17 protein-coding genes, 2 tRNA genes and 1 pseudogene are annotated in these 21,568 nt (G+C 48.5%); 12 read left to right on the top strand and 8 right to left on the bottom strand.

What is annotated here, in order from left to right:
- Positions 1 to 267, top strand: a pseudogene (locus ACZND6_RS10635) (IS1634 family transposase); the annotation flags it as partial.
- 137 nt (positions 268 to 404) lie between these two features.
- On the opposite strand, the gene ACZND6_RS10640 reads toward ACZND6_RS10635, so the two are convergent.
- Positions 405 to 481: transfer RNA gene (locus ACZND6_RS10640), tRNA-Asp, on the bottom strand.
- A 370-nt stretch (positions 482 to 851) separates the two neighbouring features.
- Between ACZND6_RS10640 and ACZND6_RS10645 the strand changes: the two genes are divergently transcribed.
- Both ACZND6_RS10645 and trpB read left to right on the top strand, forming a co-directional pair.
- On the top strand, positions 852 to 2,261 hold the full coding sequence (locus ACZND6_RS10645; RefSeq protein ID WP_489524645.1) for a DASS family sodium-coupled anion symporter: 1,410 nt from the start codon (positions 852 to 854) through the stop codon (positions 2,259 to 2,261).
- Between the two features lie 441 nt (positions 2,262 to 2,702).
- Complete coding sequence (trpB, locus tag ACZND6_RS10650; protein ID WP_489524646.1) at positions 2,703 to 3,911, top strand: tryptophan synthase subunit beta; 1,209 nt, start codon at positions 2,703 to 2,705, stop codon at positions 3,909 to 3,911.
- Between the two features lie 70 nt (positions 3,912 to 3,981).
- On the opposite strand, the gene ACZND6_RS10655 is transcribed toward trpB, so the two are convergent.
- Positions 3,982 to 4,058: transfer RNA gene (locus ACZND6_RS10655), tRNA-Asp, on the bottom strand.
- A gap of 347 nt (positions 4,059 to 4,405) precedes the next feature.
- On the opposite strand from ACZND6_RS10655, the gene ACZND6_RS10660 reads away from it, so the two are divergent.
- The 4 genes from ACZND6_RS10660 (at position 4,406) to ACZND6_RS10675 (ending at position 8,075) form a co-directional block, all read left to right on the top strand.
- Positions 4,406 to 6,331 carry a SurA N-terminal domain-containing protein gene (locus ACZND6_RS10660; RefSeq protein WP_489524647.1) on the top strand — a complete coding sequence of 642 codons (1,926 nt, stop codon included), beginning with the start codon at positions 4,406 to 4,408 and terminating at the stop codon, positions 6,329 to 6,331.
- A gap of 86 nt (positions 6,332 to 6,417) precedes the next feature.
- On the top strand, positions 6,418 to 6,918 hold the full coding sequence (locus ACZND6_RS10665) for a GNAT family N-acetyltransferase (RefSeq protein WP_489524648.1): 501 nt from the start codon (positions 6,418 to 6,420) through the stop codon (positions 6,916 to 6,918).
- Positions 6,919 to 7,037: 119 nt separating this feature from the next.
- Positions 7,038 to 7,220 (top strand): hypothetical protein, encoded by a 183-nt coding sequence (locus tag ACZND6_RS10670; protein WP_489524649.1) that lies wholly within the window; start codon positions 7,038 to 7,040, stop codon positions 7,218 to 7,220.
- A gap of 126 nt (positions 7,221 to 7,346) precedes the next feature.
- On the top strand, positions 7,347 to 8,075 hold the full coding sequence (locus tag ACZND6_RS10675; protein WP_489524650.1) for a GntR family transcriptional regulator: 729 nt from the start codon (positions 7,347 to 7,349) through the stop codon (positions 8,073 to 8,075).
- 48 nt (positions 8,076 to 8,123) lie between these two features.
- Here ACZND6_RS10675 and ACZND6_RS10680 read toward each other — a convergent pair whose 3' ends face one another.
- The 6 genes from ACZND6_RS10680 to leuS all read right to left on the bottom strand — a co-directional run bounded on the left by ACZND6_RS10680 (position 8,124) and on the right by leuS (position 16,073).
- Positions 8,124 to 9,230, bottom strand: a complete 1,107-nt coding sequence (locus ACZND6_RS10680) for a M20 peptidase aminoacylase family protein (RefSeq protein WP_489524651.1) — start codon at positions 9,228 to 9,230, stop codon at positions 8,124 to 8,126.
- Positions 9,231 to 9,266: 36 nt separating this feature from the next.
- A complete protein-coding gene (locus ACZND6_RS10685; protein WP_489524652.1) occupies positions 9,267 to 10,472 on the bottom strand; it encodes a THUMP domain-containing class I SAM-dependent RNA methyltransferase in 1,206 nt (401 codons plus the stop codon).
- 79 nt (positions 10,473 to 10,551) lie between these two features.
- Positions 10,552 to 11,838: a glutamate-5-semialdehyde dehydrogenase gene (locus ACZND6_RS10690; RefSeq protein ID WP_418572002.1), complete on the bottom strand. Its 1,287-nt coding sequence runs from the start codon at positions 11,836 to 11,838 to the stop codon at positions 10,552 to 10,554.
- Positions 11,839 to 11,844: 6 nt separating this feature from the next.
- On the bottom strand, positions 11,845 to 12,855 hold the full coding sequence (gene holA / locus ACZND6_RS10695) for a DNA polymerase III subunit delta (protein WP_118631681.1): 1,011 nt from the start codon (positions 12,853 to 12,855) through the stop codon (positions 11,845 to 11,847).
- Positions 12,842 to 13,375, bottom strand: a complete 534-nt coding sequence (locus tag ACZND6_RS10700; protein WP_300876073.1) for an LPS-assembly lipoprotein LptE — start codon at positions 13,373 to 13,375, stop codon at positions 12,842 to 12,844. The genes holA and ACZND6_RS10700 overlap by 14 nt, the downstream gene beginning before the upstream one ends.
- A gap of 64 nt (positions 13,376 to 13,439) precedes the next feature.
- Complete coding sequence (gene leuS / locus ACZND6_RS10705; protein ID WP_300876075.1) at positions 13,440 to 16,073, bottom strand: leucine--tRNA ligase; 2,634 nt, start codon at positions 16,071 to 16,073, stop codon at positions 13,440 to 13,442.
- Positions 16,074 to 16,327: 254 nt separating this feature from the next.
- Here leuS and ACZND6_RS10710 point away from each other — a divergent pair, with 254 nt between their 5' ends.
- From ACZND6_RS10710 to ACZND6_RS10730, 5 genes are all read left to right on the top strand, one after another.
- Positions 16,328 to 17,272 carry a LysR family transcriptional regulator gene (locus tag ACZND6_RS10710; protein ID WP_489524653.1) on the top strand — a complete coding sequence of 315 codons (945 nt, stop codon included), beginning with the start codon at positions 16,328 to 16,330 and terminating at the stop codon, positions 17,270 to 17,272.
- A gap of 132 nt (positions 17,273 to 17,404) precedes the next feature.
- Complete coding sequence (locus ACZND6_RS10715) at positions 17,405 to 18,925, top strand: flavocytochrome c (protein WP_489524654.1); 1,521 nt, start codon at positions 17,405 to 17,407, stop codon at positions 18,923 to 18,925.
- Between the two features lie 46 nt (positions 18,926 to 18,971).
- Entirely contained in the window at positions 18,972 to 19,313 is a 342-nt protein-coding gene (locus tag ACZND6_RS10720; RefSeq protein ID WP_489524655.1) for a cytochrome c3 family protein, read from the top strand.
- 11 nt (positions 19,314 to 19,324) lie between these two features.
- Positions 19,325 to 20,437 (top strand): porin, encoded by a 1,113-nt coding sequence (locus tag ACZND6_RS10725; RefSeq protein WP_489524656.1) that lies wholly within the window; start codon positions 19,325 to 19,327, stop codon positions 20,435 to 20,437.
- A gap of 52 nt (positions 20,438 to 20,489) precedes the next feature.
- Positions 20,490 to 21,344, top strand: coding sequence for a Crp/Fnr family transcriptional regulator (locus ACZND6_RS10730; RefSeq protein WP_489524657.1), 855 nt, complete (start codon positions 20,490 to 20,492; stop codon positions 21,342 to 21,344).
- Positions 21,345 to 21,568: the final 224 nt, after the last annotated feature.

Raw genomic sequence — 21,568 nt, forward strand, 5'->3', positions numbered from 1 at the left:
AGAATCCGCTGCTATATGAAGGAAAACAAGAAAGCTGGAAAACTGAATCTGGTCTACGAGAGCGACGCAAAGATCCTTCAGGTTCTAAATAACGTCATGCAAACTCGCTTTAACCACGGCTACTACTTCGACGAAGTTGCCGGTAAAAAGATTAAATACTTTGAAGCGTTAGGTGTTGGTGTTCCGGGAGCCGGGCCCGAGACTCCGGAAGATGTTCAGGAAGAACGAGAAGCCGAAACGTTATTAGGTACGGATATTGAAATTTAACGAGGATGCCGGAGTCGAACTCCGGCTAGATCACTGAAAAACGCAAAATCTCAGCGCAAAACCTCAGTTATTCAGAAAATTATCGGGAGAGAAAAAAAGGAAAAGCCTCAGATCCGAAAACCTGAGGCTTGGAATTTTGGCGGAGTGGACGGGACTCGAACCCGCGACCCCCGGCGTGACAGGCCGGTATTCTAACCAACTGAACTACCACTCCATTTGTCCCTCCGTTCGCTCGCGCTGTCGGAGAAATCGAGATTTTACCTAAATTTCGAAAAGGTGCAACTCAGAATCAATTTCACTTGTAAAAGTTTATTGCCAGGTGTACCTACCAATCGATTTAGTTCTTGGAAATAAGAAAACAAAGACGAAAAAACGCACAAAGAAAGCTGTTGTAAAAGAGGCTCACCGGTAAGCAAATAACCTTCCTCAGCGTTGGAGGTTTCACTTAGAGAAAAGTTCCTAGGGGAGAAATCCAACGTGATAAAGCCTAGAATCAAGAGTGTTTCTAATTGTTAATTCGAGTTAGAAACGCAATAAAAGGAAACTTCGAAAAGAAGTTACATCAACAACCTCAGGGGATTCTTATGAGTAAAAGTCTAAGGAACTGGATCATAGTTCTGGCGATAGGCTTTGTGATTTGGGCTTGCCCAACACCGCAAGGTTTGACGCCTAATGCCTGGCACTTGTTTGCCGTTTTTGCGGCAACCATTGCCGGCTTCATTCTTCAGCCGATTTCAATGGGTGCGGTTGCCTTCATTGCACTCACATTCTGCGCCATCACCGGCGTTTTAAAGACCGGTCAGGCTCTGATGGGTTTCGGCAACGGCACAATCTGGCTGATCGTCTGCGCATTCTTCCTTTCCCGCGCATTTATCAAAACCGGTTTCGGCCGCCGTATTGCTTTCCTTATTATTAAGTACATCGGTCGTTCTTCACTGACCCTTGGTTATTCCATCGCGTTATCCGAATTGATCGTTTCTCCGGCGATGCCTTCAGCAACCGCTCGAGGAGGCGGCGTTTTCTATCCGATCGTTCAGTCCTTGGCAAATGCCTTCGGTTCTCAGCCCGGACCCACTGCCGGCAAAATCGGTAAGTACCTGATGCAGGTCGGTTATCACACTGACGCTGTGACCTGCACGATGTTCCTGACATCTATGGCCGGCAATCCGCTGTGCGTCGGTTTGGCTGCTACTGCCGTCGGCGTTGAAATCACATGGATGAACTGGGCAGTTGCCGCTATCGTTCCGGGTTTGATTAGCTTGTTCCTAGTTCCGGTTCTAATGCTCAAACTTTCTCCTCCTGAAATCAGAGACATTCCCGACGCCCGCGATCTGGCTGTCAACGAACTCGAAAAGATGGGTCCGATGAGCCTTCAGGAAAAAGTCCTCGCATTCGTGTTTGTCATGTGCTTGGCTCTGTGGGCAACAGGTTCTTGGACAAAACTTGGTGCAACACCGGTTGCTATGCTTGCCGTCGCCATCATGCTGATTGCTAAAGTTTTAGACTGGAAAGACATCCTTTCCGAAAAAGGCGCTTGGGACGCAATGTTCTGGATGGGCGGCTTGGTTGCCTTGGCCACCGCGCTGGCTAAGTCCGGCTTTATTGCTTGGATCGCCAAACTTATCGGTACCGCAGTTGCTGCCGCTAATATGGGCTGGATTGCATCCTTCGTCCTTATCTCCCTCATTTATATCTATTCTCACTATTGCTTCGCTTCGGTTACAGCCCGTATTTCTGCGATGTACGCAGCATTCGTGGCAGTTGCCGCCGCCTGCGGTGTTCCGGCTATGCTGGTTGCCATCACATTCGGCTGCTTCGCTAACCTGCCGATTTCGCTGACTCACTACGGTAACGGCTGCGGTCCTGTTTATTTCGGTGCCGGCTATGTTTCTCAAGGTGAATGGTGGAGAAACGGCTTTATCATCACAACGATCAATGTGGTGATTTGGCTCACCATCGGTATGGCCTGGTGGAAGTTCATCGGCTTGTACTAATCAAAAGCAAGTTTTGAGTGCTAAATGCTGAAGCCGATTAAAAGGTTTTAACCAAAACAAAGTCCCGTGATTTCGCTCCGGGACTTTTCTTTACCTGTCAGGTATAAGGAAGAGTTTTCTTTGCCATTGCTTCAGAAGTCTTGTCGTTCTTGAGTTCGGGAAAATCCTCAGGCCGTAAAAAGAAAAAACTTTTTCTAAAGGACCGAAATTCTGTTTTTTTCTTGATAATATTTTTCTTACGGATATAACTCAATTTATTTTCTAGCCATGTACTTCAGTGTTGTTTCTCACAGTTGGTGGTGGCCCATCGATTTCACTCGATGGTGCTGGAGTAATGCTTAAAAATCTTCGGCCTAGAAGCTAAAGAACCGATCTAACCATCGAGTGAACAACTCGGTGGTTTTTTTATTTTCCCGTTTTTCAATTAAGTAGGTACCTCAAATGAATCTCTATAAATCTATTCTTCCGGTTGATGAAAGGGGCTTTTACGGTGAATTCGGCGGCAGTTTTGTTCCTCCCGAGCTTCAAAAAAACATTGATGAGCTGCAGGAAGCCTACCTTCGCTATGTCGATGATCCCGAGTTCCAAAAAGAATTCAATGATCTCCTAAGAGATTACGTCGGTCGTCCGTCTCCTCTTTATTTTGCTCCGCGTCTTTCTGAAAAGTACGGCACCAATGTTTATCTCAAGAGAGAAGATCTGAATCACACCGGTGCACACAAAATCAACAACGCCATCGGGCAGGCACTTTTAGCCAAGCGCATGGGCAAAAAGCGAATCATTGCCGAGACCGGCGCCGGCCAGCACGGCGTGGCAACAGCCACAGTCTGCGCCTTGATGGGCTTGGAATGCTCCGTTTATATGGGCGAACTGGATATTCAGCGTCAAAGACCGAACGTTGAAAGAATGAAGATGCTGGGCGCAAAGGTGATTCCGGCGACTAGCGGATCAAAAACACTTAACGACGCCGTCAACGAAGCCCTCGAAGCCTGGATGAAAGACCCCGAAAACTTCTATTTGATCGGATCTGCAGTCGGTCCTCAGCCATATCCGGAAATGGTGGCCCGTTTTCAATCTGTGATCAGCGAAGAAATTAAGAAGCAGCTCAAAGAGAGAACCGGCAAAGAAAATCCTGATTACGTCGTTGCCTGTTTGGGCGGTGGAAGCAATGCGGCCGGCGCTTTCTACCACTTCATTAACGAACCGGCTGTTCGTCTGATTGCTGCGGAAGCAGCAGGAAAGGGCGTTGACAGCGGAGAAACTGCAGCGACGCTGACTATCGGTGAAAAAGGCGTTCTTCATGGTTCTCAGACTCTTCTGATGAAAGACGAACAAGGAAAAGTCAAAGAAGCTTATTCTTTGTCTGCGGGCTTGGATTATCCCGGCATCGGACCGCTGCATGCTCATTTGGCAAAGACTGGAAGAATGGAAGTTGAAGCAATGACAGATGATGAGGCATTAAAGGCCGCATTCATGCTGACGCGCGAAGAGGGCATCATTCCCGCTCTTGAATCTTCCCACGCGCTTGCCGTCTTGGAAAAGAGAAAGTTTGGAAAAGACGACGTCGTTGTGATCAATATTTCCGGAAGAGGCGATAAAGACTTGGATAACTATCTGAACAGCCCTTTCGCTCAAGGTAATCAGGAATAGTATTTTGGAGTGGCCGAAGGGCCGCTGAAAATAAAAAGCCTCGGAACTCAAACCGAGGCTTTAAGAATTTTGGCGGAGTGGACGGGACTCGAACCCGCGACCCCCGGCGTGACAGGCCGGTATTCTAACCAACTGAACTACCACTCCTTCTTTTCAAACGCTCGCGCGTCATCAAAGTGAAACGAATTCTACATAGATTAAAAATTCGTGCAACTCGAAATCGGAATTTTTTGCGTTCTGTTACATCGAAAATTATCAGTAGACTGATTTTGCGGGAAAAAATATTTTTGAGGTCCAACTCAAATCAGTTTTTCTTAACTTGGAGCATGACGGAGTCAGGAAACTTTATGCGTACGTGCTGCAAATTTCCAAAAGTTAACCAAGATTCAAGGTTTTTGACGTGAACTTTCACTCAAAATTTGCCGCGGAAGGTAAAATTAGACCTTTGTTTTGTATTCCAATAAGAATCGCTCGCTAAGAGCTTGAGGATCATAATGTTCCAATCTTTTAGAAACCAGAAACGTTGGCTGATGCTTATCGCCATGATTCTGATTATTCCTGCATTCGTCTTTATCGGTATCAATGGCTACAGCCGTTTGAATCCGGATGCAAATGCAATCGCCAAAGTTGACGGTAAAGGTATTCAGCCTGAAGAATTCGATTACCAGAAACGCGAATATATTGAACGCATGCGCCAGCAGGAAGGAGGTGCCGTTGATCCGAGCATCTTCGAAACACAGGAAGCTAATGCAGCAATCCTGCAGAACATTGCAACGAGACGCGCTCTCCAGGCACAGATGACTCACCACTATATGAATGTGAGCGAAGCTGATGCCATCAATGTGATTAAGAACGCAGATGCTTTCAAGAAAGACGGCCAGTTCTCTCCTGAGCTGTATGAAAACTATCTTGCCGCCCGCGGCAAGAGCGACCAGCAGTTTGTTTATGAACTGAGAAGAGACCTCGTTCAGGACATGCTGGTGAATTCTGTTGCTCAGACAACCTTTGTTCCTAAGAAGACGGTTGCCCTGTTAAACGACATTCTTCGCGAAACCCGCGTCGTTCGTACGATGAGCTTTGATCCGTCCTCCTATATGAAAGACGTCAAGGTTTCTGAAGAACAGATCAAGAAATACTACGACGAACACAAGGACGACTATCGCGCTCCTGAATCCTTGAACATTCAGTTTGTTGTGATGTCTCCTGAAACCGTCAAGATGACTGCTGAACCTTCTGAGCAGGAACTGAAAGATTTCTACGAACAGAACCGTAAGAAATATGAGGTTGAAGAATCCAGACGCGCAGCTCACATCTTGATCGCTCCGGATGCCAACGAAGCAGATAAAGTCAAGGCTGACCAGGATGCCAAAGCTAAAGCAGAAAAGATTCTTGTCGAAGTCAAAGCCGATCCTTCCAAGTTTGCTCAGTTAGCCAAAGAAAACTCTGCCGACCCCGGAACAGCGGAAAGCGGCGGCGATCTCGATTTCTTCACTCAGGGCCAGATGGTTCCTGAATTCGACAAAGCCGTTTTCGAGGCTAAGAAAGACGAAATCGTCGGACCGGTTAAAACCGAATTCGGTTATCACATCATCCATGTGACCGACATCAATCCAGCTCACGTTCGTTCGTTTGAAGAAGTCCGCAGTGAAATTCTCAAATTCTGGCAGGATCAGCACCGTCAGTCCATGTTTGCTGAAAATGCTGACGGCTTTACCAACATGGTCTACGAACAGAGCGACAGCTTAGATCCTGCAGTTGAAAAATACGGTCTGACACTTCATACGCTTGACGGTCTGACTCAGTCCGGTCTGCCGAAGACATCTCCGGATGCTCAGTACATCACGAAGCGCGTCATTGAAGACCTGTTCTCTCCGGACTGCCTCCAGGAAAAGAGAAATACACAGGCCGTTGAAGTTGCTGCCAACACACTGGTTTCTGCCCGTATCGTTAAACACACTCCGGCTCACATTAAGTCCTTTGACGAAGTAAAGGGCGATATCAAGGACCAGCTTGAACTGGAACAGGCTTCTGCCTTGGCTAAGAAAGCCGGTGAAGCTAAGCTAGCTGAGCTTAAGGCTAAGAAGGATTTGGAAGGTTTCGGTCACGAGCTGACTGTTTCCCGCATTAATCCTCAGTCTCAGTCAATGCCCTTGATCCAGGCTGAAATGGCAGTTCCTGCTAAGAGTCTTCCTGCTTTCACGGGTACGACGGTTCCTGACGGTGCTTATGTGATCAGCTATGTTGAATCCAGCAAGATGCCTGCAGCTGATGACAGCCAAGTCGATGAAATTCGTGGAGAAGCCCTTACAGCTCAGTCCAGAGCCGATGAAGCTTCCTTCTATGAAGGCTTGAAGAAGCTCTACAAGATGGAAATCCTGAAGAAGGAATATGAATATCAGGCTCCGACCGTGATGAAATAAGGAAGAAAGCGGTGTAACAAATACCGCTTTGATCCTCCTGCCGCAGTTACAATTGAAGTTTCTGCGGCTTTTTCTTTTTCGAAATCATGGAAATTTTTGACGTTCCCGGACTTACTCTGAGGCATGAATTAAAAGCAGGTGACCTTGGCAGGCTGATTGAGTTTTCCGGAATCTACGGGCATTCAGATTTCGACTATCCGATCGCCTTTGAAGGCTACGTTGCAGAAACTTTTGCAGAGTACGTCATTGATCCTAAACCTCTGAATCGAATTTGGATGGTTGAAGACGAGCAGGGACTAGTCGGCACAATCGGCGTTGTGGATCGAGGAGACACTGCGCAGCTCCGATGGTTTTCTGTCAGACCTGACTGGAGAGAAAACAATCTCGGAAAATTTTTGTTTGAAGCCGCAATGGAATACATCCAAGAAAACGACTTTCAAAAAGCGTGGTTATCGACGTTTTCGGAGAGCGAGATTGCCATTGAACTCTACAAACGCAGAGGCTTCCGGATAATGGTAGAGAACGATGTTGAGATTGGCGGAAAGACCTACCGTGAAATAGTCATGGAAAAGTCATTCCTTACCTAGATCGGTAAAACCAAATCGTATCGCTAAATCTTTAGTTTGTTTTTGAGTACTTATTTCGGAGAGATTTTGCGCATTCCGCAATAGTGCGTGGATATATTAGCTGACCGGAGGATCCGGTCATGGTTGATTTCATCACCTATTTGTGGGCGGCTTTTAGCCTAGTCATTCTTTGTTGGCTGATATACCTATTTACGAGGAGAAGAATAGGAAAGATCACTTTTGTTTGCTTTTTAATCTTTGTGGTTGCAGGAGCAGCCGGTCTCACTGGCTGGCTGCAAGTGGCATTTCAAGCGGCTGCATAAGTTCTAAAAATCTTGTCAGCCAAGAGGATTAAGCCTTTCAGATGGTTTTAGTCCTTAAAAATTTTGCATTCTTAAAGACGGTATCGGTACAATCTATTTGTAGCTTTTGATACCGACAATTAATCTATGCAAAAGAAAATTTGGCACAAGGTTGCAGAAGAAATCTCGCTCCAAGTTTCTTTAGGTAAATGGCCAGTTGGCTCGATCATCCCCGGAGAAATTGAACTTGCTAAACAATTTAATGTGAGCAGGGATACCATGCGCAAAGCGCTGGCGTACCTTTCTCAGCAAGGATTGTTTGAACGCAAGGCACACGTCGGAACACGTGTAAAAGCAAGAACACGTACCGGCCGATTCTTAAATGAATACAACGATATTCGAGGAATCGACCATTACGGCAATCTCTATCCTCGACATATTCAAAACGTAGAACGTCTCGTTCTCAATGAAGAAACTGCTGACCGCCTGGGACTTATTCCCGGTGAGGAAGTGATTCGATTCAAGAATATTCGCGTAGCATCAGAACGCCATCCGGAAGCGGTGGTCGTCACCTACGTTTATATCTATCCGAATGCCTTGGAAGTGCTGGATATGATTAAAAAACGATCCGAGGACCTCATTATTACTTTGGCAGAAGAAGTGACAGGGCAGGAATGCGTGGAAGTGAAGCAGGCGTTTTCAGCGACAACGATGCCCAAAGAAGTCTCGGATATTTTCCATGTTCCTGAGAACAGCCCGTCGCTTAGAATCATTAGAAACTATTACGACTCGAGAGGCCTCTCGATCGTCGCTTCGGAATCTTTCCACATGGCTGAAAGGTTCTCCTTCTCGGTCCGAAGCGTCAAACGCTCCTAAAAGGAAAGGAGGCTGAAGCCTCCTTCCGAATCCTACCTGTTGCTCGGATTAGCCGACAACGTTAAGAATCAGTTTTTCCAAAACCTTGACACCGTTTCTCAGAGATTCGGGGTTCATGGTCATGCGCGGATCATGCAGACCAGGTGTAACGCCGGTGCCGACGCCAATGTATGCAGCGTGAAGTTCAGGTTTCTTCTGTTTGAAGTAGTGGAAGTCTTCTCCGCCGCCACCGCAGTCTTTAGCAACTTTGTCTTCACCGAGTACTTCACCGATGGTCTTGCGGACTTGGTCGACTAAGTCTTCGTCGTATACGGCAGCCGGAATGACGCCGCCCGGGAATGTGATTTCGCAGGTAACGTTGACACATGCACATGCATTGGTGATCGCTGTCTTGAGTTTTTCAAGCAGTTCGGTCATGGTTCCATTATCCTGGGCGCGGATGTCAAGAATCATCTTGCCTTTGTCCGGGATAATGTTGGTTGCTGTGGAAGCGCAGTTAATGGAAGTGACCTTAGCGGACCAAGCCTTGTTCGGGTTGACCCAGATGGAGTTCACGGCATTGGTTGCGAGAACAGCTGCTTCGACAACGCTGGCGCCGAGGTGCGGACGAGAACCGTGGGCGACTTTGCCCTTGAGTTCGACGATGCAGAATGTGCTGGAAGTATGGCGAACAGCAGCGCAGACCGTGCCGTCAGGAATGTCCTGGATCGGACGAACGTGAGCGCCGAAAGCGTAGTCGACGTCATCCAAAACACCGTCTTCATAAGACTTCAGAGCACCGAAGAGGGTTTCTTCAGCAGGCTGGAAGAAGAGTTTCACGCGGCCTTTTTTAACGTGGCCGATCAGTTTGGCGGCAGTGGCCAGAACCATGGCTGTGTGAGAGTCATGGCCGCAGGCGTGGATGCAGGCATCCTTTCCGTCGATGACAAAAGGAAGAGCGTCCATATCGGCGCGAAGCATGACTGTGGGTCCGGGTTCTGTACCGTCAATGTAGGCAACGACACCGGTTCCGCCGATGCCGCGGATCGGTTCAAGACCCATTTCCTTCAGTTTGGCAGCGACGTAGTCACTGGTCTTGTGTTCGTTGAAGCCGAGTTCCGGGATCTGATGAAGATCGGTTCTCATGGCTACTACATCAAAATCTTTAGTGTCCATCTTATTTTCCTTGTTGAGGTTATCCTCGATGATTTATTAATCAGAAGAAGTTTCCTTTTGAGAGACATCTTCCTTTCGGTTGGATCCCGCTGTCATGGCGAAGCGGAAGAAACGGCACTCGAGGGGGCCGTTGAAGAAAACGATTTTTTTAGACTCTTTGAGCCGCATCTGACGAGTCAGCTCGCGGTCGCTCGTGAGCATCCAAACCGTCCAGCCTGCAAAATTGCGTTTCAGGTTATCGGCCACGTTCTTCATCATGGAAGCAACGCTGGCAGATTTCGGATTGGATTGCTCACCGTACGGCGGGTTGGTCACGATCAAACCCGGCGTTTCAGAGGAAGGCTGTACTTCACGGGCGTCACAGGCGGTGAAGCGAACCTTGCCTTCGTTGACCCACTGAGAAATACCGGCTAAGACGGCATTCTTCTGAGCACGGTCGACGATTAATGTCGAGATGTCGCTTCCGGCCAAATTCACCGGAACATCAAAATTCACCACCCTACGGGCTTCTTTCTTGATGCGCTGCCAAGCTGTGGAATCAAATCCGCGGAAGCGCTCAAAGCCGAAGCGGCGGTTCAGACCCGGAGCCATATTGCAAGCAATCGTGGCGGCTTCAATGATGATCGTGCCCGAACCGCAGAAAGGATCCTGCAGCGGCTTGTCCGGCGTCCAGCTGGCCAGTCCGAGAAGACCTGCCGCAAGATTTTCCTTGAGCGGGGCTTCGCCTTTGGCTTCACGCCAGCCGCGTTTAAAGAGAGACTCGCCGGACGTGTCTAAATAAATAATGCAGTTCTTATCCGTTAAATGGACGTAAATGCGGATGTCCGGGTCGTGCTTTTCAACGTCGGGGCGCTGACCGTCTGTTTCGCGGAAGTAGTCGCAGACGGCGTCTTTGACGCGAAGCGCAGCAAAAGCGACGCTTTTGAGCGGTGAGCGACGAGAAGAAAGTTCAATCTTGAAGGTATTTTCAGGCGTGAAATACTGCTCCCAGCGGAAGGATTTCGCTAATTTATAGATATCTTCTTCCGTGCGGTAGGGGCCTTCGGCAACTTTCAAGAGAATTCTTGAGGCGTAACGTGTCCAAAGGTTGACCTGCATCATTTGGCTCATTTCTGCGCCGAACCAGCAGCCGCCTTTCTCTAAACGGAATTTTTCAATACCGAGCTTTTTGAGTTCCTCAGCGAAGAGCTCTTCTAAGGAGAGAGGAACGACTGCGTAAAAAGGTTTAAGCAATGGGTTCACAAAAAATTCCTTCTTTATTTGATTTGCATTGTATGCTTTTCAGCCTGCGGCCGTAAGATGGTTTACGAGAAGGGCGGTCTTACTTACGCAGTTCTCCGTGTCCGAAAACAACGTATTTTTGACTGGTTAAGCCTTCTAATCCCACCGGACCTCTAGCATGGATTTTGTCTGTAGAGATGCCGATCTCGGCACCCAAACCGTATTCAAAACCGTCTGCAAAGCGAGTTGAAGTATTGACCATGACGGAAGAAGAATCGACTTCACGAAGGAATCTCTCGGAGTGCTCAAGATTGTTCGTAATGATAGCGTCCGTATGGTGAGAGCCGTATGTATTGATATGGTCAATGGCTTCTTCCAGAGAAGCAACGATTTTTACTGAAAGAACAGGGGCGTTGTATTCTTCAGACCAATCAGCTTCTGTTGCGTCTTTGACCGGACCGAAATTTTCCAGAATGGCTTTGGAAGCCGGATCGCAGCGAAGTTCTACGCCTTTCCTAAAGTAAATAGCTCCGATCTTAGGCAGGAAGCTGCCGGCAATTTCGCGGTTAACGAGCAGCGTCTCCATAGCGTTGCAGGGAGAATAACGCTGGGTTTTGGCATTGTCGCAGACGGCGACTGCCATATCGATATCGGCGCTTTCATCCACGTAGGTATGGCAGATGCCTTCGAGATGCTTGATCATCGGAACGGTTGCTTCCTGCATCAAGCGGGAAATCAAGCCCTTGCCGCCGCGGGGAATCAACACATCGATGTATTCGCGGGCGGTAATCAATTCGCCTACCAAATCGCGGTCCGGGTCCGTGATGATCTGAACTGCGTCGGAGGTAATGCTGTTTTCCGAGAGTGCCTGCTGAATAAGGCCTGCTAAGAAAGCGTTGGAATGTTTGGCATCGGAGCCTCCGCGGAGCACGGCAGCGTTGCCGCTCTTCAAACAAAGGGCAGCTGCATCAATTGTGACGTTCGGGCGGGACTCGTAAATAATGGCAACCACGCCGAGGGGCACGCGCATTTTGCCGACTTCAATGCCGCTCGGCTGCGGACGAACATCGGTGATTTCGCCGATCGGGTCTCTCAAAGAGGCGATCTGACGAAGTCCGGCAGCCATCTGGGCAACGGTGTCTACAGAAATGGTCAGACGATCAATAAAGGCTTTAGAAAGACCATTCTTTTCTGCCTCGACGATGTCCAGGTTATTTGCCTTTAAAAGATCTTCTAGATTCTTGCCGAGCAAATCCGTCAAAGTCAGAAGAACATTGTTTTTCTGTTTGGAGGAGGCTTTAGCCATGATCAAAGAAGCAGCGCGTGCCTTTTTGCCGATGACGGCGATTTTGTCGTGAGCCGTTTGGCTGACGTTCGTAGATACCATAGATTATTACTTCCTTTTTAGTGAGAGCATGAGACAGACAGCCTTTAATTCCTGCCAGGCGTCTCCGTCACTGCTTTCGACAAAGAGTCCCTTACTCATACGATCTACATCGCTTAGGCGATGAAGCATCAATTCAAGGAGTTTAGGATTGGCACGGCGAGATGCTCGGTTGAGCGCACTGCGATGGGCCTCTGAGAGTCCGAATGTTCTGACGGCAAATCCTCGATTAAGCAAAAGCAGATTGCGAACGACATCCGTCAGCATCCAGAGAAAAGAAGGAATTTGAACGTTTTCCCCTTGCAGGGAATCGATAATTTTGGACACCTGTCCGGCATCGCCTTCAAGCATCGCAAGAAATAGCGATTCCTGATCAAAACGAGAAACGTCGGAAACGGCGTCGAGTACATCGCTGACATCAATTTCCGGCTTGTTGACGAGCAGGGCGAGTTTCTGAATTTCCTGAGACGTCGCCAAAAGATTCCCTTCGGTTCTTTCAGCGATGAGATTTGCGGCTTCAGGCGTGAGCGTTTGGCCGTTTTTCTCTTTGGCACGCTCCGTAATCCAGCGCGGCAGGGCGTTACGGTCAATCGGATCCGTGCGGATACAAACCGACGACTTCATGAGGTGATTGAACCAGTCTTTTTTCGTTGCGGTCCAATCGTAATCAAAGAGCGAGACAACGACCATCTTGTCTTCGTCGGCGTGCTCAATAACAGCTTCCACAGCCGCAGGACCGTTTTTACCGATCGTTGCTCTGGGGAAAACAACCTCAATCAGATTTTTTTCGCCGAAAAGGCTCTGGTCGCCGAGTGCCTCGTAAAGAGGCGAGTAATCGGCGTTGCCTTCAAAAACAAAAGATTTGCGTTCGGAATAACCTGCTTTAAAAGCAGCGGCTCGGATAGCATCCTGAGCCTCAATGGCCAGCAGGGGTTCCGAGCCCAATAAAAACCAAAGCCGAGGAAGATTACCGTTTTCGTCGGGCCTTAATTTTTGCGCAAGAAGACTACTCCAGCTCATGCATACCTTTTTGGACAGCTTCTTCGGAGATGTGGGTCATACGGCTGACCATTTGATGGATACAAGACTGTTCCATTTCTTCGTAAAGCAGTCTTTCCTGATTTGCTCTGCCGTTTTCGTCACTTTCATCGCGAATCAATTCGCGGGTAGCGCTCACAGTAGTGGTCGGCAGAAGTTCGACGCCGTTCTGCAGAACGACTCTGAATGTATTCGTTAAGCGCAGGCTGTAGATACGGGCTCGGCCGTCTGTGTTGTAAGCCAAGACGTTAGAACCGCGGGACTGTCCGAGCAGCTCAAAAATCGCTTCGGCTTCCTTGCGGTCATTGACCACCTTGACTTCTGTTTGGGCTTCAAGGTTACGGCGAATAGTTGCCCGAACCGCAGAGTTCTCGCCAAGAGCAATGTAGATTGTCTTGAAAGGAACGTTTTGCTTGCCGCGCAGATGCCATCCGCAGCCTGTCAGGCCGAGGGCCGAAAGCCCGAGAATGAAACTGCGGCGAGTCAGTCCTTTGTAATTCATATGCACAAATAAAACTAAAAGAATGAAACCTCAGGTCCCGGAGGACCTGAGGCATTAAGCCTTATCAGACCACAATGTTGACCAATTTCTTGGGCACAACAATGATCTTGCGGACAGGTTTGCCGTCAATGAATCGCTGTGCGTCGGGGTTGGCCAGAGCGGCTGCCTCGATTTCAGATTTCGGGGTTTCGGCCGGAACATTGATTTCTCCGCGCAGCTTGCCGTTGATCTGAATCACGTACTTCACTTCGTCGGCGACCATGGCCTGAGCATCGATCTTCGGCCAGGGAGCGTCGACAATGGAAGTGCCGAAACGCTGATCGTAGCCCAGATCTTCGAAAAGCTGAGCCGTGATGTGCGGAGCGATCGGGTAGAGCGTGCGAAGCAGGATGGACATGCCTTCGTTGATCACGGCGCGTGTGCCTTCAGATGTGTTGTCCTTGAGAGAATCAAGGGAATTGAGCATCTTCATGGCTGCCGAGACAACGGTGTTGTACTGCATGCGGTCTAAGTCGAATTCGGCCTGTTTGAGCGCCGTGTAAATATCGCGGCGAACAGCCTTTTCTTCGTGATTCAGCTTGGAGACATCAAGTTTGACATTTTCTTTAATGACATTCTGATGTGTGAATCCGAAGTTCCAGAGTCTTCTCATGAAGCGGAACGTACCTTCGGCTCCGGAATTGCTCCAGGCTGCGCTCTGGTCGGGAGGTCCTGCAAACATCACGAAAGCGCGGGCTGTATCAGCACCGAACTTGCCGATAATGGCAGACGGTTCCACAACGTTGTTCTTAGACTTAGACATCTTTTCGATACCGCCGGACTTGACGGGCAAACCGTCTTCCTTGGCAGTGATCTTTTCAATTCTGCCTTTGGCGTCATAGACGATATCGAGTTCGCTCGGATAGAACCAGCGTTTTCTTCCGTCAGGGAGCTCACGGTAGAAGCATTCAGCCGTGAGCATGCCCTGAGTGAAGAGGCGTTTGAAGGGTTCGTCAAATTTGACGAGGCCCAGGTCGCGCATGACTTTGGTCCAGAAGCGGGCGTAGAGGAGGTGAAGTACGGCATGTTCGATACCGCCGATGTACTGGTCCATTGCCATCCAGTAGTCATTGCGCTCGTCGACCATGGAAGTTTCGCAGTCGGGCGAGCAATAGCGCATGTAATACCAGCTGGAATCGACGAAGGTGTCCATTGTGTCGGTTTCGCGCTTAGCGTCTCTGCCGCACTTCGGGCACTTGCAGTTAAGGAAGGCTTCGTCCTGATTCAAGGGGTTGCCGGAGCCGTCAGGAATTAAGTCTTCCGGAAGGATAACCGGGAGGTCTTTTTCAGGAACGGGAACCGGGCCGCAGTGCGGGCAGTTGATCATCGGGATCGGAGTGCCCCAGTAACGCTGACGGGAAATACTCCAGTCACGCAGACGGTACTGAACCTGAAGTTTGCCTAAGCCGAGGGCTTCGAGGTCTTTAGCAACGGCTTCACGCGCCTGTTCGAAATCCATTCCGTCATATTTGCCGGAATTGACGCAGAACGTACCTTCTTTTTCTCCGTACCATTCGTGCCAAACTTTGTCATCGAAGACTTCGCCTTTCTTGCCGATGACTTGTTTGATGGGCAGACCGTATTTAAGAGCGAAGGCGAAATCGCGTTCGTCATGAGCAGGAACGCCCATCACAGCGCCTTCACCGTAGGTCATTAATACATAGTTGCCGATCCAAACCGGAACGTCGGCGCCGGTGAGCGGATGCTTGACGCAGAAGCCTGTCGGAACACCTTTCTTCTCCATCGTGGCCATATCGGCTTCGGAAACGGAGCCTTTGCGGCATTCGTCGATGAAGGCCTGGAGTTCGGGTTTGTCTTTTGCCAAACGGAGCGCAAGCGGATGCTCGGCAGCAATGGCAGCGAACGTGACGCCCATGATCGTGTCAGGACGTGTTGTGTAAACACGAAGTTCTTTCTTTTCGCCGTCGAGTTCGTACGGGAAGGCGAGGTTGACACCGTAGGACTTGCCGATCCAGTGTTCCTGCATGCGGCGCACCTGTTCGGGCCAGCCCTGAAGCTGGTCGAGGTCTTTCAGGAGTTCTTCGGCGTACTGAGTAATTCCGAGGTAATAGCCGGGGATCTCACGTTTTTCAACGATGGCGCCGCTTCGCCAGCCGCGTCCTTCAATCACCTGTTCGTTGGCCAAAACGGTGTGGTCGACCGGGTCCCAGTTCACTGTCTGGGTCTTGCGGTAGGCAACGCCTTTTTCGAGCATTTTCAGGAACATCCACTGATTCCAGCGGTAGTAGTCGGGCTTGCAGGTCGTGACTTCGCGAGACCAGTCGAAGGCGAGGCCGAGCGGCTCCATCTGAGCCTTCATGTCGGCGATGTTGGCGTACGTCCATTTGGCCGGTGCCACTTTTTTAGCGATGGCAGCGTTTTCAGCCGGCAGGCCGAAGGAGTCCCAGCCCATCGGGGTCATGACGTTCATGCCGCGCATACGCAAATAGCGGTAGAGGACGTCATTTAAGGTGTAGTTGCGAACGTGACCCATATGCAGTTTTCCGCTTGGGTACGGAAGCATCGGGCAAACATAGAATTTCGGTTTTTCGTTACCGTTAGCGTCGAGTGCGTGTTCGACGGCGCGGTAGATATCTTTAGCACGCCAGTGGGCTTGCTGGACGGATTCAACTTCCGCCGGATCGTATGTTTCTCTCATGAGAGTTCTTTAGTTAAAGAAGCTGGAAAATGTGTCAATTATAGGTGATGGAGCCGAAAGTTTCGGCTTTGCCAAACCATTTCATAAGGCACGACTCTCCGACAATGACTTAGACGCGCACTTACCTGGATAACAAAAAAATAAATCTTTTTGATGTTTGCTTTCTTATAAAGAGCAGGAATCTTCTCCCAAGCCATTAAAATCTGAAGAAAATCCATAGTTATTAAAAGACCAATAGAGTCCTAGGGGTGGTTATGTTTCTCGATACAGATCAATTGAGGCTTTTTAAGCTGATATATGAAAATCAAAGTTTGTCGGAGGCTGCAGGGCGTTACCCGATGTCTGTTTCCAAGGCAAGCAGACTGCTGACAAAGATGAGAGATACTTTCGGCGGCGAACTTTTCTTTCGCTCTAATCAAGGACTCTTTCCAACTCAACTTGCCAATGAACTGTATCCTAAAGTCTTAACCATCATCAAAGATATTGAATTGCTTCACGAAAACGCAGCTTTTTCTCCGGAGACCTTAGAACGCACATTTGTTATTGGCTGCTTAGACATTGACATCATCGCCATATTTGCACCTCTTTTGCCTAAGCTAAAAGAGGTTGCGCCCGGCGTGAAAATCCATTTCAAGAATTATTCTTATGATTTTTACACGCACTTACGGCAAGGTTCTCTGGATTTTGTCTTCTACCCGTTGTCAGACGTTTTTGCAGGTTTCAAAAAGCAAGCGTTAACTCGAGACAGCTTTGTATATGTAGCAAGAGTAGATAGTTTGCTTGCTACGAGGGCGAGAAGAGGTGAGCGGCTGAAGGAGAAGGAACTTCAAGCTAATCTCGTTGTTCAGCCAACTGTTCCGGTTCGTAACGAGGAAAATACATATCTCGGCGTTTTTTCAGAGGATGTGAGCAGCTGTCCGTTTGACACTAAATTCTTTTCCCCGTTTTTTACGAGCGTTCCATATTTTTTAAACGGGGAGGAAACCACGGTTATACCTCTTCAGACTGCCGTTCGTATGTCAGAGATCATGCCGATAGAAATTCTTGGACGTCCTAAAGAGCTGCCGACTTATCCCTACACCATGGTGTGGTATGAACCAAGAGGAAAAGATCCTGCCCATCAATGGTTCAGAAGCTGGCTCTTAGCAGAAACGGAAAAAACCTTGGTAGACGTCGAGAAGGTTCCTCGTCTTTTATAGTTTTTCAAAAATAGAAAAATTCTCTTTCGAAAATAGAGTTCTAGAGAGCCTTTTTTCCCAATTCTCGAAAATCTGTACCGTTCATACACTTTCCCTATCGATTTAAGAATTTTTTAACGATAGGAGGAAGGTATGACGATAAATCTCAGTCGCCGCCGTTTTTTTGCAGCCTCTGCTGCCGGCCTGGTAACTTCAGGGTTAAGCACCAAGGTGCTGGCTTCTGAAGACAATGCAATTCATTGGGACAAAACGGTAAATTTTTTGATTGTCGGTACAGGTTTTGCCGGATTAGCAGGAGCTCTGGAAGCTCATTACCAGGGTATGAAGAATATCCTGGTTGTTGAAAAGATGCCGACTCCGGGGGGCAACTCAATTATTAACGGCGGCGCTATTTCTGCGGCCGGAACCGATATGCAGAAAAAACTGGGTATCGAGGACAACCCTGATTTGATGTTCAAAGACATCATGCACCACGGCGGTCACATTAACCATCCCGAGCTTGCCAGGAAAATTGCCGATGAGTCCGTAGCTAACTACAAATGGCTCAAGAACGAGATCGGAGTTCACTTTTCATCAGTCTATTATCACGGCGGCCATTCCGTAAAACGGAGTCACGGAGTGGAAGAGAAGTGCGGCGCGGGATTTATAAACCCCATGCTGGCTAAATGCAAGGAATTCAATATTCCTATTCGCCTGAACACCAAAGTAGTAGATCTCATCACTAATGAAAAAGGCTGCGTCCTCGGAGTGCGTGTTGAAACTCATTACCGAAACGAAAAGGGCAAAGGAACCGGCTTCGAAAATATTCGTTCTATTCACGGCGTGTTAATTGCTTCAGGCGGTTTTAGCCAGAATGTGCAGATGCGCATGAGCCATGATCCGAGACTGACGAAGGCTTTCGGCTCGACCAACCATGCCGGAGCTACAGGTGAAATGATCCGTTTGGCTCAGAGAAAAGGAGCCAACACTATCCACATGGACTGGATTCAGCTCGGTCCATGGACAAGCCCTGACGAAAAAGGTTTCGGCAAAGCACCTCTGTTCGTAGAGTCTTTGGTCGGCTACGGCTGTATGGTCGATATAAAGACGGGAAAACGTTTCTTTAAAGAAACAGGTAATAGAAAAGAGAGAGCGGATGCGATCGTAGCCTTAGGTCACCCTGCGTTGATTTATGCAGGGGCGGCTAATGTTAAAAACCAAGTTCCTAAGACGATGAACGCTGAAATGCTTGAAACCTCTATTAAGAACGGCGTCATCGGGAAGTTTGACACTCTTAAACAGATGGCCGACTTCTACCATATTCCGTATGAGGCTCTGGAAAAGCAGAACGAGCGTATGAACAGATTCCTCAAAAACAAACAAGATCCTGACTTGGGATGCAAGTTCTTTCCTGATTCTCTGCCAAATGACAAGGGACCTTTCTATGCTGTACGTCTTTGGCCTCGAGTCCACCATACGATGGGCGGACTTGAAATTAACGATAAGGCTCAAGTCGTCGATGTCGACGGTAAACCTATCGCCGGTCTTTATGCCGCCGGTGAGGTTACAGGCGGCGTCCACGGTATGGTCCGTCTCGGAACAGTCGCGGTCGCAGACTGCATGATTTTCGGACGTACTGCGGCAAGGACTGCAGCAGCCTTCAAAGGTTGTTAATCCTCTGTTCATCGCTATTACAACAGATCATCCCGAAGAGAACATCATGAAAACACTCCGATTATTTACTTTAGTTCTGAGCCTTGCACTCTCTGCTTCTATTTATGCTGCTGAAAAACCTCAAATGGGTGCCGATATGCACGCGGCTAAGGGAGTACCGTGTCCCGCTTGCCATGGCGATAACCCGATGAAGAATGATTTGCCTACTGAAACCCAGTGTGTCGTCTGCCATAACAAAGCCGCGCTGATTGAAAAGACCAAGGATGTCAAACCCATGAATCCTCACAATGCCCCTCATAACAATGACTGTGCAGCTTGCCACAGACAGCATGAGCCTGCGGTCAGCTACTGCAACCAGTGCCATTACCTTGATTTCAAGGTTAAATAAGGGGAGGCGATATGAAGAAAACTACGTCGATTCTTTGCACAGCTTTACTCAGTACTTTTGCTTCCTGTGCATTAGCCGGGCAAGTCACGCTTTTCGGAGCGGTTGACTTAGGAGTTAAAGTTCAGAAAAGCAAGGGACACGATACCGTTGTTTCCATGGATTCCGGAACCTACGCAGGCTCCCGCTGGGGTTTGACCGGAAGAGAAGAAATCAACAACGACTTATCCGTTTCCTTCCTTCTGGAATCAGGCTTTGATGCGGACACGGGTGCATCTAAAGGGAAGCTCTTTAACAGAGGAAGTTTGCTTAGATTAGAAAGTAAGACCTTCGGTACGTTGGCTTTCGGCCGAACTTCTGCCTTTACTTCTGCTTCCGGAGAGTATGGTTGGATGTGGCAGGTTGATCCTTTTGAAGGTGCTTACCTTGACGCCGGCATACAAGCTTCCCAATTTAATATGTGGGGCTGGCGCGACAATGTCATCTTATATTTGTCTCCTAAGATTGCTAATTGGGAGATAGGCCTTCAATACTCTTTGAGCGGAGACGACGGCGCCAACGAAGCCGATGATAACGGTCCTTGGCATGATTCCGATCATTACTGGAACGCTGCCGCACGCTATAAGACGGAAAAGGTTAACTTCGTCATGGGCGCAGAGGGTATGGACTACGGTTCAAAGAGCCCCTGGCATGGTGATGCAAAACCGTTTACTGCTAAATTTGGTACAGCTGTAACACTTCCGGTTGGTACCGCTTATTTTGGCTACAACTACTCAGTGCACCAGCGTTATGTCTGGAACTGTCCGATGGTTGATTACGGTTCAGACCTGACTCCGGCAGAAAGCGGTAAAGGCATCCAGATGAATTCTTTCTACGTCGGATATAAATATCCTCTTTTCGGCGGTTACCTTCTGGGTCAATACCAGTTTGTCAGAGGAAAAGATGCCGGACGTGAAGGACCGAATCATTTCAATCGTCACGTCGGGGCTGTCGGCTATCACTATTTCCTGAGCAAAGCCACGATGCTTTATGCCGTCATGTCCTATGCACACGGTACCGGTCTGCTTAAGGGAGACAAGGGCGGAAATCGTTATGTAGGCCACTTAGGCATGGTGCATTTCTTCTAACGATCAAAATGAATCGGCAGCAGACATCGCTGCCGATTCAACGGAGAAGGTTATGGTAGTTTCTTCTTTAATCCCTCCTGACTGGCATCAGTTGCTTGTTGATTTTTATGAAAAGTTCCCTTCCCGTGGCCTTCCGTCGGTTGAACACTTTCCGATATTTCCATGGATCGCCCCTAGAGTATCCACAAAAATCATTGAAAAAGTCCGGGAATTGGGTGTCGAGAGGAATTTGACAACCGGGGAACTGTTGTTTGAGATTGGTGCTCGTGTTGACAAACTATGCATCAACCTAAAGGGATTCAGTGCTAGATCGCTGGTTAATCCGGCAGGGTTCGAGGCGCAGGGAATCGGAATTGCTCCGCCACTCCATATCGCAGCCGGGAATTTGAATTTTTTTACTCAGAGACCTTGTTCCGGCTGCTATTACGCACTCTGTCCCTCTCAAATTATAGAATGCAGTTCACAGCGGCTCCGAGAGGCAGCTCAAGATGACTCGGAATTGATGTTCGAACTTGCGAGACACTTTGAGATGTGTGCTATCTCAGATCGAATGGTCTTTGCCTGTAGAGCTCTTATTAATTCAGAGCATCGACTTCAAGCTTTTCTTTGCAGCTGGGCGGCCAACTTCGGTCTATTAGATCAAAACCGAAGCAAGGAGGTAAAAATAGAAACGGTGAGTCTTCCCGGGCCTGCTTTAATCGGGAAAATAATGGCGATCAACCCATTAGTTGTAGAGAGAACTCTTGAAAAATGGGAATCTTTAGAACTGCTGGACATATCAAACGGTAAGACCCTAATAGTTCCTTCGCTTATTGATCCTATTTATCAATGGATTACTTTAAAAGATAAAGAATCGGGTGTTGTACAGTACCCGCCTTCAATTCAGACGCTTTTAGAAAAAGCATAGCCTCATTTTTCGAGGTTCCTAGGGAGAAAATTTTCTGCCTCTATTAAGGCTGCAGTTCTTCCAGTGGAACTTTCTGGGAAAAGTATAAAGGCCTGACTTCTTAACGAAGTTATCGGCCTTTCGTATGTGCGCTCGGCATGAGCGAACTCTACAGGGTGAAAGTCCCGAAGTGCGGGCGGTGGCGCCAAGCACATAGCCAAAGGCAAGGTCTGAATCGCGAGGTT

The organism is Parasutterella sp., from assembly GCF_057870745.1.